This is a genomic window from Micromonospora fluostatini (genome assembly GCF_050410825.1).
Taxonomy (GTDB): Bacteria; Actinomycetota; Actinomycetes; order Mycobacteriales; family Micromonosporaceae; genus Micromonospora; species Micromonospora rosaria.
The window spans coordinates 2,728,174-2,742,183 of the sequence record NZ_CP191251.1; the positions used below are offsets into that span (position 1 = coordinate 2,728,174).

Here is a 14,010-nt window from a genome sequence, read left to right on the forward strand (position 1 = left end):
GATGCGCCACGACACCATCCAGGCCGTCTTCGACGGGGTGTACACCGCACTGGTCACCAACGTGCTGCTGGTGGCCGGCGGTCTGCCGCTGGCGCTGCTCGCGGTCACCACCGACAGCACCCGGGCCTGGCCGCTGTACGCGCTGGCCGCTCCGCTCTGCGCGCCGGGGGTGTGTGGGGTCTTCGCGGTGATGTCCGCCTACACGGCCGGTCGGGCCGACGGCCCGCTGCGCACCTTCGGCCGCGCCTGGCAGGCCACCGCCCGGCCGGCGATGCTCTGGGCCGCCGCGGCGACCGCCGTCCTGGTCGTCCTCGGGGTGGACGCGTACGCCCTCTGGGGGCACCGGGCCGGAGCGCTCGCGCTGCCGGTCCTGGCCATGCTGGCCGTCCTCACCGTCGCCACCACCCTGCTCGGACTGGTGGCCATCGCGGAGCAGCCCGCCGCGCGGCTGCCCCGGGTGGCGCGGGCCTGCCTCTACCTGGCGGTGCGCCGCTGGTACCTCACCGGAGTGTCGCTGTTGGTCCTCGCCCTGCTGGCGCAGCTCGTCGTGCTGCGCCCCGCGATCGCCCTGGGGGTCGCCGCCGCGCCGCTGCTGTACGTGGTCTGGGCGAACAGCCGCTTCTGCCTGCGCGTGGCACTGGACCCGCCGGCCGGACCCCGAACCACCTGACGCCGGGGGTGAGGTGGGCATGACGGCAGGGCGGCTCTTCGGTACGCAGCGGCAGGAGCGGCTGCTCGCCGCACTTCGGCTCACCGGAGCCGTGCGGGTCCGCGATCTCGCCCGCGAGTTCGGCGTGAGCGAACTGACCATTCGCCGTGACATCGCCGCCCTGGCCCAGCGGGGCCTGGTGTCCAAGGTGCACGGTGGTGCGGTCCTGCCCGTGCGGGGCGGCCCGGACCGGCAGCCGCGACGTGCTCCGACGCGGTTCACCGTCGGCATGGTCGTCCCGTCGCTGGATTTCTACTGGCCGTCGATCGTGGGCGGGGCGCGCGCCGCAGCGGCGGCCCTCGGCGTCGACATCCGGCTGCGCGGCTCCAGCTACGACCCCGAGGAGGACCGGCGCCAGATCAGCCTGCTGATCGCCGGCCACCAGGTCCAGGGGCTGCTGCTCGCCCCCAGTCTGGAGGACGACCGCGCGGAGGACATGCTCGACTGGATCGGGCACCTGCAGGTGCCCACCGTCCTCGTCGAGCGTCAGCCACGGCGGTGGACGCCCGCCACCCGGCAGATCGAATGGGTGCGCAGCGACCACGCACTCGGCCTGGAGATCGCCGTTCACCACCTTCGGCGGCAGGGGCACCGGCGGGTGGGTCTGGTCGTGGCCCCCGGCAGCCCGACGTCGGCCCACCTGCTCCGTGCCGGGCAGGCGGCGACCGCCGATCCGGCCGTGTCCGAGGTCCTCGTGCTGGCCGAGCGGGTGACGCTCGGCCCGACCGGTGACCGGGATGCCGTCGGCCGGCTGGTCCGGCGGTTCCGGCACGCCGGGATCACCGCGCTGATCATCCACAGCGACTCGCACGCGATGGCGATCGCGCAGGTCTGCGCCGAGCACGGCCTCACGATCCCCGACGACCTGGCGATCGTCTCCTACGACGACGAGGTCGCCCACCTCGCCGATCCGGCACTGACGGCGATCCGGCCACCGAAGAGTCACGTCGGCCGGCTCGCGGTGGAGCTGATGGTCTCGCGCCTGCTCGACGGCGAGCGCCGCCCGGCGTACCGGGTGCTCCTCGCCCCCGAGCTGGTGGTGCGGGACTCGTCGCGGCCGTGCTCCCCGCTGCGCTGACGGGCGCCGGCGACGTTCAGCTCTGCACGTTCGTGGATGAACGGGTGCGACCTGTGGTGCGCCGGGTCCGGATCGATTACCAAGAGGTTACCCACGTGTGAACCGGTTCCGGAGGTGCGCAGTGAGATCCAGCAGACGACTCCTGTCCCTCGCGATGGCGCTCGCCGTGACGGCCGGAACGGTCGTGGCAGCGGTCGCCGGCGACGTCCGCCCCGCCCTGGCGGCACCGGTCACCATCACCAACGGCACCCAGTTCACCGACACCAGCGGCAACGCCCTGCACGCCCACGGCGGCGGCGTCCTGAAGGTCGGCTCCTACTACTACTGGTTCGGCGAGAACCGCCACCCGAACAACACGTTCCGGGCGGTGTCGGTCTACCGCTCGACCGACCTGCGCACCTGGGAGTTCCGCAACAACGTGCTCACCCAGTCCTCGGCCGCGGAGTTGCAGTCGGCCAACATCGAGCGGCCGAAGGTCATCTACAACGCCAGCACCGGGCGCTACGTCATGTGGATGCACAAGGAGAACGGCACGAACTACAGCGAGGCGCGCGCCGCGGTGGCCTCGTCGGCCACGGTCGACGGCAGCTACACCTACCACGGCAGCTTCCGCCCGCTCGGGCACATGTCGCGGGACATCACCCTTTACAACGACGGCGGTACCGCCTACATGATCTCGGCCGCCGACGAGAACTACGACCTGCACATCTACCGGCTCACCCCGGACCACCTCAGCGTCGCCAGCCTCGTCGGCAACTTCTGGAACGACGCCCACCGGGAGGCCCCCGCTATGTTCAAACGGGGCGGCACCTACTTCATGCTGACCTCCGGTGCCACCGGCTGGAGCCCGAACCAGGCGAAGTACGCGACCGCGTCGAGCATCTCCGGCCCGTGGAGCGGCTGGAGCAACGTGGGTGACGCCACCACCTTCCGCTCCCAGCCGGCGTTCGTGCTGCCCATCCAGGGCACCACCACGACGAGCTACCTCTACCTGGGCGACCGCTGGGCCGGCGCCTCGGGCGGGCCGGTCAACGACTCGCAGTACGTCTGGCTGCCGATCATCTTCCCGTCGGGCACCAGCATGAGCCTGAGCTGGGCTCCGTCGATCACCGTCGACACGGCCACCGGCACGGTCACCGCCAACTCCCCCACGTACCACCGGGTGACGAACCGCAACAGCGGCCGGGTGATGGACGTGGTGAGCAATTCGACGGCCGACAACGCCGAGGTCAAGCAGTACGCCTGGAACGGCGGCGGCAACCAGCGCTGGGAGTTCCAGGACGCCGGGGGCGGCTACCTGCGGCTGGTCAACCAGAACAGCGGCAAGTGCCTCGACGTCGCCTCCGGATCGACCGCCGACGGCGCCAACGTCATCCAGTACACCTGCGGCACCGGCACCAACCAGCAGTGGCAGTGGGTGGCCACCGACGGCTACCACCAGCTCCGCGCCCGGCACAGCGGCAAGTGCCTCGACGTCGTCAACGCCGGCACCGGCGACGGTGCCGACATCCAGCAGTACGCCTGCGGCGGCGGCAGCCACCAGCAGTGGTCCCGCACCGTGGCGTGACCGGGCGGCCGGAGGAGGCGGTGGGTCACCGGAGGGTGAAGCCCTGATCCCGACCGTACCGGACCGAGACGTCCTGCCAGGCCAGGAGTCCGTCCTGGAGGGTGGTGCCGCCGCCGAGGTACGCCCTGCCGCCGGTGTCGCCGAAGACGCTGTTGGCGTAGACCTGGAACGGCAGGTACGACCAGCCGGGGGCGACCTGCTTCGCGGACTCGGCGAGGACCTTGTTGACCTGTTGGCCGCCGAAGTACGGGAATCTCTTGTCGAGGAACTGCGGCGAGTTGAGCTGTGCGGTGGTGGCGGGGAAGGCCCCGTGGTCGGTCCTCGTCTGGGCGCCCTCGGCGACGGTGGCGTACCGGAGGAAGGCGTAGGCGAGGGTCTTGTTGGTGCCCTGCTCGGGGATCGCCAGGGAGCTGCCGCCGTGCTCGGCGGTGACCGCACCGCCCGCCTCCCACTGGGGCATGGGGGCGACCCGCCACTTGCCTGCGGCGGCCGTGACCCCGGACTCCAGGTTCGCGGGCATCCAGGCGCCGATGACCAGGGTCGCGATGGTGCCGTCGCCCAGGCCCTGGTACCAGGCGTCGGTCCAGCTCGTGACGGGCGCGAGCAGCTTGCCGTCGATGAGTCGTTGCCAGGTGGCGGTGAAGCGCCGGGTGGCGGGTTCGGCGAAGTCGATGCCGACCGTGGTGCCGTCGACGCGGTACGGTCTGCCGCCGGCCTGCCAGATCATGCTGGTGGTGAAGCCGGCTTCCCCGGTGTCGGCGGTGATGTACGCCTCGGGGTCGGCCCGGTGCAGCTTCTCGGCCTGGGCGACGTACTCGTCCCAGGTGGTGGGGACGGTCAACCCGTGCCGGTCGAAGACCTCCTTGTTGTAGAACAGGGCCATCGGGCCGGAGTCCATCGGCAGGCCGTGCACGGCGCCCCCGGAGCGGACGGCGTTCCACGGGCCCGGGGTGAAGGTGGCTTCGAGCGTGCCGGCGCCGTACCCGCTCAGGTCGGTCAGCGACCTGGCGAGCACGAACTGCGGCAGCGCGAAGTACTCCACCTGGGCGACGTCGGGCACCCCGGACCGGGCGGCGATCGCGTTCTGCAGCGCCGCGTACTGGTCGTTGCCGGTGCCGGCGTTGACCAGGTTGACGGTCACCTTCGGGTACCGCTCCTGGAAGTCGGCGACGACCTGCTTGAGGGTCGGCTCCCAGGCCCAGACGGTGATACTGCCGCCGGTGGCCAGGGCGGCCTCGATGTCGGCGTCGGAGACGCTGGCCGGTGGTCCGCCGTCGTCGTCACCGGAGCCGCAGCCGGTCACCAGGAGGGAGGCGGAGAGGACCGCGCTCAGCAGGAGCGTTCGGCGGGGTACGAACATCCTTGATCGTTCCCTTCGTGGGTCGGTGGGGTCGGTGCGGGGCGACGTCGTCGGGCGCGTGCTACTCCTTGACGCCTCCGGTGGAGAGGCCGGCCTGCCAGTACCGCTGGAGCAGCAGGAACGCCGCGATCAGGGGCACGATGGTCAGCAGCGAACCGGTGATCACGAGGTGGAAGACCGCCTCACCCCCGGCGGTGCCGGCCTGCTGGCTCCAGGTCTTGAGCCCGATGGTGAGCGGGTACCAGTCCGGGTTCTTCAGCATGATCAACGGCAGGAAGTAGTTGTTCCAGGTGGCGACGACGTTGAACAGCAGGACGGTGACCGTGCCGGGGGCCAGCAGGGGCGCGCTGACGGAGAAGAAGGTCCGGAACTCGCCGGCGCCGTCGACCCGCGCGGCCTCGACCAGCTCGTCCGGCACCGCGTCGGCGGCGAAGATCCACATCAGGTAGAGGCCGAACGGGGAGACCAGCGACGGGGTGATGATCGCCCACGGGGTGTTGGTCAGGCCCAGCCGGGAGAACATCAGGAAGGTCGGCACGGCCAGCGCGGTGCCCGGCACCGCCACCGCGCCGATGACCACCGCGAAGATCGCCTTCCGGCCACGGAAGTCGTACTTGGCCAGTCCGTAACCGGCCAACGCGGCCAGCAGGGTGGCGCCGCCGGCCCCGACGCAGACGTAGAGCAGGGTGTTGAGCAGCCAGCGGAGGAAGATGCCGTCGTCGTAGGCGAGGGTGTCGGCGATGTTGTCGACCAACGCGAAGTCCTCGGCCGGGGCCAGCCCGAAGGAGTCGAAGAGCCCCTGCTGGGTCTTGGTCGCGTTGATCAGCAGCCAGGCCAGCGGCAGCAGCGCGTAGACCAGCACGAGGCCGGTCAGCACGGTCAGCGTCACGCTGCCACGGCGGCGGGTGGGGCGTCGTCGCACCCGTGGCGGGCGGCGACCGGCGGCCCGGGTGGCGGTCCGGGTGACGCCCGGGGTCAGGGCCATGCTCAGGCCGCCTTCCGGATGCCACGGAGCTGGACCAGGTAGGCGACGACCATCGTGACGACACCCATGATGATCGCGACCGTGGCCGCGTAGTTGACCTGTTGACCGGCGAAGGACAACGAGTACGCGTAGAGGTTCGGCGTGAAGTACGTGGTGATCGAGTTCGGGGCCAGGGTCTGCAGGATGCTCGGTTCGTTGAACAGGTGGAAGCTGCCGATGATCGAGAAGATGGTGGCGACCAGCAGGGGGCCGCGCAGCGCCGGCAACTTGATCGCCGCGATGATCCTGAGCTGACCGGCCCCGTCGATCGCCGCGGCCTCGTACAGCACGGGATTCACCACCCGCAGGGCGGAGTAGAGGATCAGCATGTTGTAGCCGACGAACTCCCAGGTGACGATGTTGCCGATCGAGGCGAGGATCAGGTCCGGGGAGAGTGGGTCCGGCAGCGCCGTGCCGAGCGCCTCGTTGAGGTTCCCGACCAGGCCGAACCGGGTGCCGTACAGGAATCCCCACATGAGGGTGGCGACGACCGCGGGCACCGCGTACGGCAGGAACACCGAGATCCGGAAGAACGCCGCCCCGTACAGTCGCCCGCTGTCGACGGCCAGGGCGATCAGCAGGGCCAGGAACAACATGATCGGGACCTGCACGGCCAGGAACAGCGTGACCCTGCCCAGCGCCGACCAGAACTGCGGGTCGGTCAGCGCCTTGGCGTAGTTGTCCAGGCCGACGAAGGTGGTGCCGCCGACCAACTGCGTCCGGAACACGCTCAGGTACAGCGAGTAGGCGATCGGTGCGAGGAAGACCAGCGCGAAGACGGCCAGGAACGGGGCGGTGAACTGCCAGCCGGCCCGCGATCTCCGGGCGCCGGTCGTCGTCGGCCGGCGGCGGTGGGTGGGCCCGGTCGACGCCATCGGCACGCTCCTTCCGACGGATCGCCGGACGACCATGGCTACGGGGACATCGGCGGCGCGGTCCGGTCCGTGGACGCCAACCATAGGACATCGTCGATGTCTACGTAAACTCGCGTGGCGGTCCGGTGAGCCCTCTCGCCTGCGCCCCACCCATCGGTCCCCGCTCCGACACCCGGGGAGCGGGGAGTCGTCAGGCAGGGTCGCCGGTCACCCACCCCAGCGCGTGCCCGAGATGGGCGCGGAACGCGGGCTCGGTGTACGCCTCGGTGGTGTGGCCGAGCGCGGTGTAGAAGGACCGGCCCCCGAGCCGCTCGTGGCACCAGGCCAGTGGATGGTCCGCGCCCATGCCGCCACCGTCGTACGTGGACTCGTCGACGCGCAGCAGGATCCGGGCGTCGGGGTACGAGCGGAAGTCGTACCACTCGTCGACGCGCGACCCGGACGCCGGCAGGTGGGCGGTCGCCGGATGTTCCGGGTCGACCACGGTGACCGTGGCGGGCTGCACCTCCGGATGCCTGTCGAACCAGGCGCCGACCAGGTCGCCGTAGAACGGCCAGCCGTACTCGGTGGCGGCGGCGGAGTGCACGCCGAGGAAGCCACCGCCGCCGCGCACGTACCCCTCCAACGCCGTCCGACCGGTGTCGGTGAGCACCCGGCCGTTGGTGTTCATGAAGACGACCGCCGCGAATCGCGCCAGGTTGCTCCGCGTGAAGGCGTCCGGGTCCTCGGTGGCCTCGACACCGGACCGCAGCTCGCGGATGCACCGCACGCCGGCCGGGATCGAGTCGTGCCGGAAACCCGTCGTCCGGGAGAAGACCAAGACCGGCTTCATCCGACGTCCGTCCTGGGACCGCTCACCACCCGCACGATGCCACCCGCGCTCCGGACGGGCAACACGACACGGACGACCGCCACCACGACGACGGGGATGCGCCGGCCCCGCTGTTCGAGGCTGCATGTTCCTGAACGGGTCGGTTCGGAATCTGGTTTCTCGGTGGCGCTTCCGTTACCGATGTAACCCATACGACATCAGCCTGATGGTCGAGCCGGGGGGCAGGTTCCAGGGATTGGACACTCGATGACACGGTTCACCTCGTCCGACGGTCCCGCAGAACGATCCCCGCGGCGCACCCGGTCGTCGCGCCGGCTGCTGATCACCCTGGTGACCGCGCTGACCGCGCTGGGTAGCGTCGTCGTCGCCACCTCGTCGCCGGCCACCGCCGCCACCCGCCAGTTCCGCGGGATGAACTGGGCGGTGCTGGGCGACAACTTCAGCACCGGCCCGCTCGTCGTGGAGGGTCTGAGCGCGTCCGACAGCAACGCGACGGTACGGGCCAAGGCCAACGCCCTCTACGACGACATGGCCGCCACCATGGGGGTCAACACGGTCCGGCTGCCGATCAACACCCACACGGTGGGGACGGCGTGGTGGAACGCCTACCGGGGGGCCATCGACGCCGCCACCGCCCGCGGATTCAAGGTCATCCTCGCCTACTGGGAGGACGGCGCCGCCTCCGGCGGCCGGATCACCAACCTCGCCGCGTGGAACACGATGTGGTCCACCGTGACCGACACGTACGGCTCGAACCCCAGCGTGTACTTCGAGCCGATGAACGAGCCGCACGGGTACAGCTCGTCCGAGTGGCGCGACCTCGCCGCCACCTGGCTCAGCTACCACTACTCGGCGGTGCCCGGCCGGGTGCTCGTCGGCGGCACCGGCTACAGCCAGGACCTGCGGGACGTCTGCACCGACCCCCGCTTCGACTCGACGCTGCTCTCCTTCCACCACTACGCCTTCTTCTACAGCCCGATGACCTACGACGCCTTCCGCAGCCACATCCAGACCCGCCTGGGCACCTGCGCCTCCCGCGCCGTCGCCACCGAGTTCGGCGCGCCCATGGACAACGGCCTCAACTACGCCGACCCGAACAGCACCGACAACTTCGTGCGCCACATCCGCGCCATCGCCCAGGTGCTGCGGGACAACCAGATGGGCAGCACCTACTGGCCCGCCCTCGGCGGCAAGCCCGGCACCATCGGCTACGACTGGTACTCGATGTTCTCCCTCAGCGGCAGCGGCACCAACCTGAACCTGACCGTCCGCAACACCTCCGGGGCCGACCGGATCCGGTACGGCTGGGGTGACACCGTCGGCGGCGGCCCCACGACGCCCCCGCCGACGCCGGGCACGGTCTACCGCATCGACGTGCGCCACAGTGGCAAGGCCATGGACGTCCAGTCGCCGAACACCGACGACGGTGCGCGCGTGGGCCAGTACACCTACGCCGGCAACGCCTGGCAGCAGTGGCGGTTCTCCGACGCCGGCAGCGGCCACTGGCGCATCGTCAGCCGGCACAGCGGGAAGTGCCTCGACGTGGTGAGCGCCTCCACCGCCGACGGCGCCGAACTCATCCAGTACACCTGCGGCACCGGCACCAACCAGCAGTTCCAACTGGTCGCCACCGGCGGCTACTTCCAGCTCAGAGCACGACACAGCGGCAAGTGCGTGGACGTACCGGCCGCCTCGACCGCGAACGGCGCGATCCTCAAGCAGTACCCGTGCAACACCGGCGCCAACCAGCAGTGGTCGCGCACCGCCGTCTGACGGCCGCCTCGACGTGACGCACATCCCCCGGTGCCGGGCTCGGGCGCGGCACCGGACGGAGCCGTTCCCGCGCGACCGCCGGAAGGACCGCATCATGCGCCGACGTCCACGATCCTTCGTCACCGCGGTGGTCGCCGCTGTCGTGCTCAGCGTGAGCCTGGTGGTCCTTCCCAGCCCGAGCAGCGCGGCTCCGGGCGGGTCGTTCCAGAACCCCGTCGTCGGTACGCCGAACAGCGCCGACCCGTGGCTCGGCTACCACAACGGCAACTACTACTACGCGGCCACCACCTGGACCGGGAACATCTACATCCGCAGGTCACCGACCCTCGGCGGCCTGCGGACGGCAGCGGAGACCCGGGTCTTCACGATGTCGCAGCCGAACGCGACCTCGAACATGTGGGCGCCCAGCCTGCACCTGCTCGACGGCCCGAACGGGAAACGCTGGTACCTGTACTACTCGGCCGGCCCGGGTGCCTGCTGCGGTGGGCAGCGTCAGCATGTGCTGGAGAGCGCGGGGACCGATCCGATGGGCCCCTACACCTACCGGGGCCCGCTCGTCCTGATGCCGAACAACGGCTGGTCGATCGACGGCAGCGTGCTGACGGTCGACGGGCTGAACTACTTCGTGTTCTCCGCGTTCACCAACAACTCCGGGTTCGAGAACGGCGGCCTGCAGGCCCTGTACGTCACGCGGCTGACCAACCCGTGGACGCCCGCGACGGTGGGAAGGCTGATCTCCGAGCCGACCCACTCCTGGGAGCGCCAGGGCAACCCGGTCAACGAGGGCCCCTACCCGCTGCACCGCGGCGGCCGTACCTTCCTCACCTACTCGGCCAGCTACTGCGGCACCCCCGACTACACGATCGGGGCGCTGGAGCTGACCGGCGCCGACCCGCTGAGCCACAGCTCGTGGAGCAAGCTGCCCACCCCGCTCTTCCAGCGCGCCGACGCCAACGGGGTGTACGGTCCCGCCCACCACTCCTTCTTCACGTCGCCCGACGGCACGGAGGACTGGATCGTCTACCACGCCAACTCCTCGTCCTCCCAGGGCTGCGGTACCACCCGCACCAGCCGCGCCCAGCGGATCTCCTGGAACCCGGACGGCACACCGCACCTGGGCGTCCCCGTCGCCACCTCGACGGTGCTGGCCGGCCCGTCCGGCGAGCTCGGCAACGCGGGCGCGGTGCCCGTCGCGCGGTTGCAGTCGTTCAACTTCCCGGACCGGCACGTCCGGCACCAGAACCACGCCGTCCGGATCGACCCGACCGTGAGCCCGGCGTTGGACGGGCAGTTCCGGGTGGTCCCCGGACTGGCGAACACCGCAGCCGGGTACGTGTCGTTCGAGTCGGTGAACTTCCCCGGGCACTACCTGCGGCACACCGACTACGTCCTCAGGCTGGACCCGAACAACGGCTCGACGACCTTCCGGGCGGACGCCACCTTCCGGCAGGTGGCCGGACTGGCGGACCCGTCGTGGTCGTCGTTCCAGTCCTACAACTTCCCCGACCGGTACGTCCGGCACAGCAACTACGTGCTCCGGATCGACCCGATCAGCACCGACACGGGCCGCGCCGACGCCACCTTCCGCCGGACGTCCTAGTACTCCAGCCGCACCTGATGAAGTTGGAGTCTTCGCTGGTAGTGGGCTGTTCTGGCGCGGCACTGGTGTCGGCGTCGCCATCGTGACCATCGATGGATGTAGTCGAAGGGTCGGACGGTGGTGATCAGGTGTGCCAGGAGACGTCGGACCTCACCGAGAGTAAGAGGAATGAGGCCATCATCGGATTCGGCGCCCCCTTTTTGGCCTGCGCGGCGGTGATGGCGAGGTAGGCGTGGGCGCACAGAACGAGAGTTATGTGCCGGTACCAGGCGTCGTACCTACGCACCTGATAGTGATCGAGGCCGACCTCGGTCTTGGCGGTCTGGAAGCACTCCTCGATCGCCCAACGGGTCCCGGCGACCCGGATCAGCTGCTCGTCTTGGGTGCCCGCGGGGCCGAAGCACAGGTAGTAGGCCAGGTCCGTGGGGTTGGTGATGCTGCGTCGGATCAGCAGCCAGTGGCCGAATCCGTCAACCGTGCCGGGCAGGGAGGCCACGGCCCAGTCATAGAGTCGTGGTCCCTTGGCGCCGTCGCCGCAACTGCGCCGCTTCCACGCCAGGCCCGGCGCGTTGGCGGCGAGGACGTCCGGGCGGGAGCTGCCCATCGTGGTCGGGACCCGCTGGTTGCAGGGCACGGCAAGCACGTAGCCCATCCGGTGCTGCTGCAGCCAGGTCCGGAACTTCGAGTCCTGTCCGTAGGCCTCGTCCGCGGTGACCCACCTCGCCGACAGGCCGGCGGTAATGGCGCGTTCGAGCATCCGCAGGCCCAGAGCGGGTTTCGTGGCGAACCCGATGTTCGCTGCGATGCCGGCTTCCTCGCGGCGGGCGGGGTCGTCGCACCAGCCGCGGGGCAGATACAACTCCCGGTCGATCAGCGTGCGCCCGGCCGGGCTGGCATAGGCCAGGAACACCCCGAGCTGGCAGTTCTCCGTCCGCCCGGCCGTGCCCGAGTACTGACGCTGCACCCCGGCCGACTTGATGCCCTTCTTCAGGAAGCCGGTCTCGTCGACGATCAGCACCCCGTCGTCGTCGCCGAGGTGCTCGGACACGTAGGCGAACAGGTCATCGCGGACCGCGTCCGGGTCCCACGCCGACCGGTTGAGCAGCCGCTGCATCCGATCCGGCGTCGCGTCGCCCGCGGCCTCGGCCAGGGTCCAGCCGTTCTTGCTGGCCAGGGGTGACAACAACCCGATCAGGTAGGTCAGCGCCTGCCGGCGCGGCTCCGCCCGCCCGAACCGGTGCGCGAACCGCGCCAGCAGATCATCCAGACCCGCCCGCCAGCCCACAATCTCATCGATCAACACAAACACGGAAGCCTGCCCGCACTGCGACTGGCCACAACAGACAGACAGTGCGACCACGCAAACCGCCCACCGAATAGCATCGACATCCGCAGCTGCGTGGCGGACTCAACTCCGACATCGATCATGCCGATGAGCTGCTGAAACTTCAGATGAGGCAACTGCGGCTGGAGTACTAGTCCTCCCGCCGCGCTTTTCTGATCTGGCGTTTCGGCAGCTCATCGGCGTGGTCAACGGTCGAGCTGCGCCGGCCTCGCCGCCACCGAACCCGGATGGCTGGAGCGGTGGGCGCGCTCGGGACAACGGTCACGGGGCGGTCAGGCGGCGGACGGCTTCGACCACAGCCGCCCGGCGGCGGTCCGGCTTGACCAGGTCCAGGAACTCGGGCTCGCGTAGCTGCCACATGTTGGCCAGGGCCAGCACGAGGGCGAGGATCTCCCTCGGGGCGATGCGGTCGGTGACGACGCCCCGGCTCTGGGCCTGCGCGATCAGGGCGACCTTCTCGGCCATCGCGGCGGTGGTGGAAGCTCGCCGGGCGGCCGGGTCGCCGCGCTCGAGCTGGTACCAGGCCACGAAGCGCAAGACGTCGGGGTGCGCGAGACCGGCGTCGCAGAGGCGGCCGGCGTACTCACCCAAATCGTCGGCGTCGATGGGGACGGCCGAGACAGTCTGCTCGACGATCAGGTCGAAGACCGCATCGAACAGGCCGTCCTTGTTCTCGTAGAACGAGTAGACCAGCCCGGCGCTGATGCCTGCCCGCTTGGCCAGCCGGTCGACCCGCGCGCCGGCCACGCCGTGGGCGGAGAACTCCTCCAGCGCCGCCTCCAGCAGCAGGCGGCGCTTGGTCTCGGGATCCCGCGTTCGCATGCCCCAAGCATGCTTAATGAACATTCATTTGACAAGTCGAGCCGACCCCCCTACCTTCACGCTTGCTGAATGAATGTTCATTACGAAGGAGTCGTGATGGCCACCTGGACCCCCACAACGATCAGCGACCAGGCCGGGCGGGTCGCCCTGATCACCGGCGGCAACAGCGGAATCGGCTGGCAGACCGCCCGTGTCCTGGCTGTTCGCGGTGCCCGCGTCGTCCTCGCCGGACGCGATGCCGGCAAGCTCACGGCCGCCGCCGAAGCGATCCGCGCCGAGGTCCCGTCGGCCGCGGTCGACACGCTCGTGCTCGATCTCGGCAACCTCACGTCGATCGGCGCCGCGGCGGCCCGGGTCGTCGACCACGGTCCGCTGGACCTGCTCATCAACAACGCCGGCGTGATGAACATCGCCGAGCGGCAGACCACCGCCGACGGATTCGAGATGACCTTCGGCACCAACCACCTGGGCCACTTCGCCCTCACCGCCCAGCTCATGCCCGCTCTGCGCGCCGCCCCGGCCGCCCGGGTGGTGACGGTCAGCGCGATCGCCGCCCGCTGGGGCAGCGGTGAGCTGACCGACCTGATGAGCGAGCAGAGGTACCGGCCGATGGGCGCCTACGCGAAATCCAAGCGGGCCAACATCGTGTTCACCGTCGAACTCGCCCGCCGGCTGGCCGGCACCCCGATGACTGCCGTCGCCGTCCACCCCGGGGCCGCCATGACCAACCTCCAGCGACACTCCCAGGGCCTGGCCGCCCGGCTGCTCCTGCCGATGCTCGGGCGGCTGGCGATGGGTTCGCCCGAGGGCGCTGCCTGGCCCTCGCTCTATGCCGCGACCAACCCTGCGGTCGAGAGCGGCGCCTTCATCGGGCCGGCCGGACGCCGCCAGGATTCCGGCACGCCGAAGCCGGCCCGCCTACCGCACGGCGCCGACGACCGGGCCGTCGGCGCCGCCTTGTGGCGCGACAGCGAACGCCTCACCGGCACCCCCTTCGTCGTCTGACCGGCATCGCCACGCGGAGA

Annotated in this window: 12 protein-coding genes; 6 read left to right on the forward strand and 6 right to left on the reverse strand. The window is 70.3% G+C overall.

Annotated elements, in window-relative coordinates:
• The first annotated feature begins 1 nt into the window (after position 1).
• The 3 genes from ACQUFX_RS11605 to ACQUFX_RS11615 all read left to right on the forward strand — a co-directional run bounded on the left by ACQUFX_RS11605 (position 2) and on the right by ACQUFX_RS11615 (position 3,354).
• Entirely contained in the window at positions 2–670 is a 669-nt protein-coding gene (locus ACQUFX_RS11605; protein WP_428966018.1) for a hypothetical protein, read from the forward strand.
• Positions 671–689: 19 nt separating this feature from the next.
• Positions 690–1,787, forward strand: a complete 1,098-nt coding sequence (locus tag ACQUFX_RS11610) for a substrate-binding domain-containing protein (RefSeq protein WP_428966019.1) — start codon at positions 690–692, stop codon at positions 1,785–1,787.
• 121 nt (positions 1,788–1,908) lie between these two features.
• The gene (locus ACQUFX_RS11615) at positions 1,909–3,354 is read left to right on the forward strand and encodes an RICIN domain-containing protein (RefSeq protein WP_428966020.1); all 1,446 of its coding nucleotides are present in this window, start codon (positions 1,909–1,911) and stop codon (positions 3,352–3,354) included.
• A gap of 25 nt (positions 3,355–3,379) precedes the next feature.
• Here the strand turns inward: ACQUFX_RS11615 and ACQUFX_RS11620 are convergent, their stop codons facing one another.
• The 4 genes from ACQUFX_RS11620 to ACQUFX_RS11635 all read right to left on the reverse strand — a co-directional run bounded on the left by ACQUFX_RS11620 (position 3,380) and on the right by ACQUFX_RS11635 (position 7,445).
• Positions 3,380–4,714, reverse strand: coding sequence for an ABC transporter substrate-binding protein (locus ACQUFX_RS11620; RefSeq protein ID WP_428966021.1), 1,335 nt, complete (start codon positions 4,712–4,714; stop codon positions 3,380–3,382).
• Between the two features lie 61 nt (positions 4,715–4,775).
• Positions 4,776–5,699: a carbohydrate ABC transporter permease gene (locus ACQUFX_RS11625; protein ID WP_428966022.1), complete on the reverse strand. Its 924-nt coding sequence runs from the start codon at positions 5,697–5,699 to the stop codon at positions 4,776–4,778.
• Positions 5,700–5,701: 2 nt separating this feature from the next.
• Positions 5,702–6,613, reverse strand: coding sequence for a carbohydrate ABC transporter permease (locus ACQUFX_RS11630; protein ID WP_428966023.1), 912 nt, complete (start codon positions 6,611–6,613; stop codon positions 5,702–5,704).
• Between the two features lie 190 nt (positions 6,614–6,803).
• A complete protein-coding gene (locus tag ACQUFX_RS11635; protein WP_428966024.1) occupies positions 6,804–7,445 on the reverse strand; it encodes a ThuA domain-containing protein in 642 nt (213 codons plus the stop codon).
• A gap of 246 nt (positions 7,446–7,691) precedes the next feature.
• Between ACQUFX_RS11635 and ACQUFX_RS11640 the strand changes: the two genes are divergently transcribed.
• Together ACQUFX_RS11640 and ACQUFX_RS11645 are read left to right on the forward strand one after the other, a co-directional pair.
• Positions 7,692–9,218 (forward strand): RICIN domain-containing protein, encoded by a 1,527-nt coding sequence (locus ACQUFX_RS11640; RefSeq protein ID WP_428966025.1) that lies wholly within the window; start codon positions 7,692–7,694, stop codon positions 9,216–9,218.
• A 94-nt stretch (positions 9,219–9,312) separates the two neighbouring features.
• Complete coding sequence (locus ACQUFX_RS11645; RefSeq protein ID WP_428966026.1) at positions 9,313–10,818, forward strand: family 43 glycosylhydrolase; 1,506 nt, start codon at positions 9,313–9,315, stop codon at positions 10,816–10,818.
• A 124-nt stretch (positions 10,819–10,942) separates the two neighbouring features.
• Here ACQUFX_RS11645 and ACQUFX_RS11650 read toward each other — a convergent pair whose 3' ends face one another.
• Together ACQUFX_RS11650 and ACQUFX_RS11655 are read right to left on the reverse strand one after the other, a co-directional pair.
• Complete coding sequence (locus ACQUFX_RS11650) at positions 10,943–12,121, reverse strand: IS701 family transposase (RefSeq protein ID WP_428966863.1); 1,179 nt, start codon at positions 12,119–12,121, stop codon at positions 10,943–10,945.
• A gap of 303 nt (positions 12,122–12,424) precedes the next feature.
• Entirely contained in the window at positions 12,425–12,985 is a 561-nt protein-coding gene (locus ACQUFX_RS11655; RefSeq protein WP_428966027.1) for a TetR family transcriptional regulator, read from the reverse strand.
• A 96-nt stretch (positions 12,986–13,081) separates the two neighbouring features.
• Here ACQUFX_RS11655 and ACQUFX_RS11660 point away from each other — a divergent pair, with 96 nt between their 5' ends.
• Positions 13,082–13,990 (forward strand): oxidoreductase, encoded by a 909-nt coding sequence (locus ACQUFX_RS11660; RefSeq protein WP_428966028.1) that lies wholly within the window; start codon positions 13,082–13,084, stop codon positions 13,988–13,990.
• The last annotated feature ends 20 nt before the right edge of the window (positions 13,991–14,010 follow it).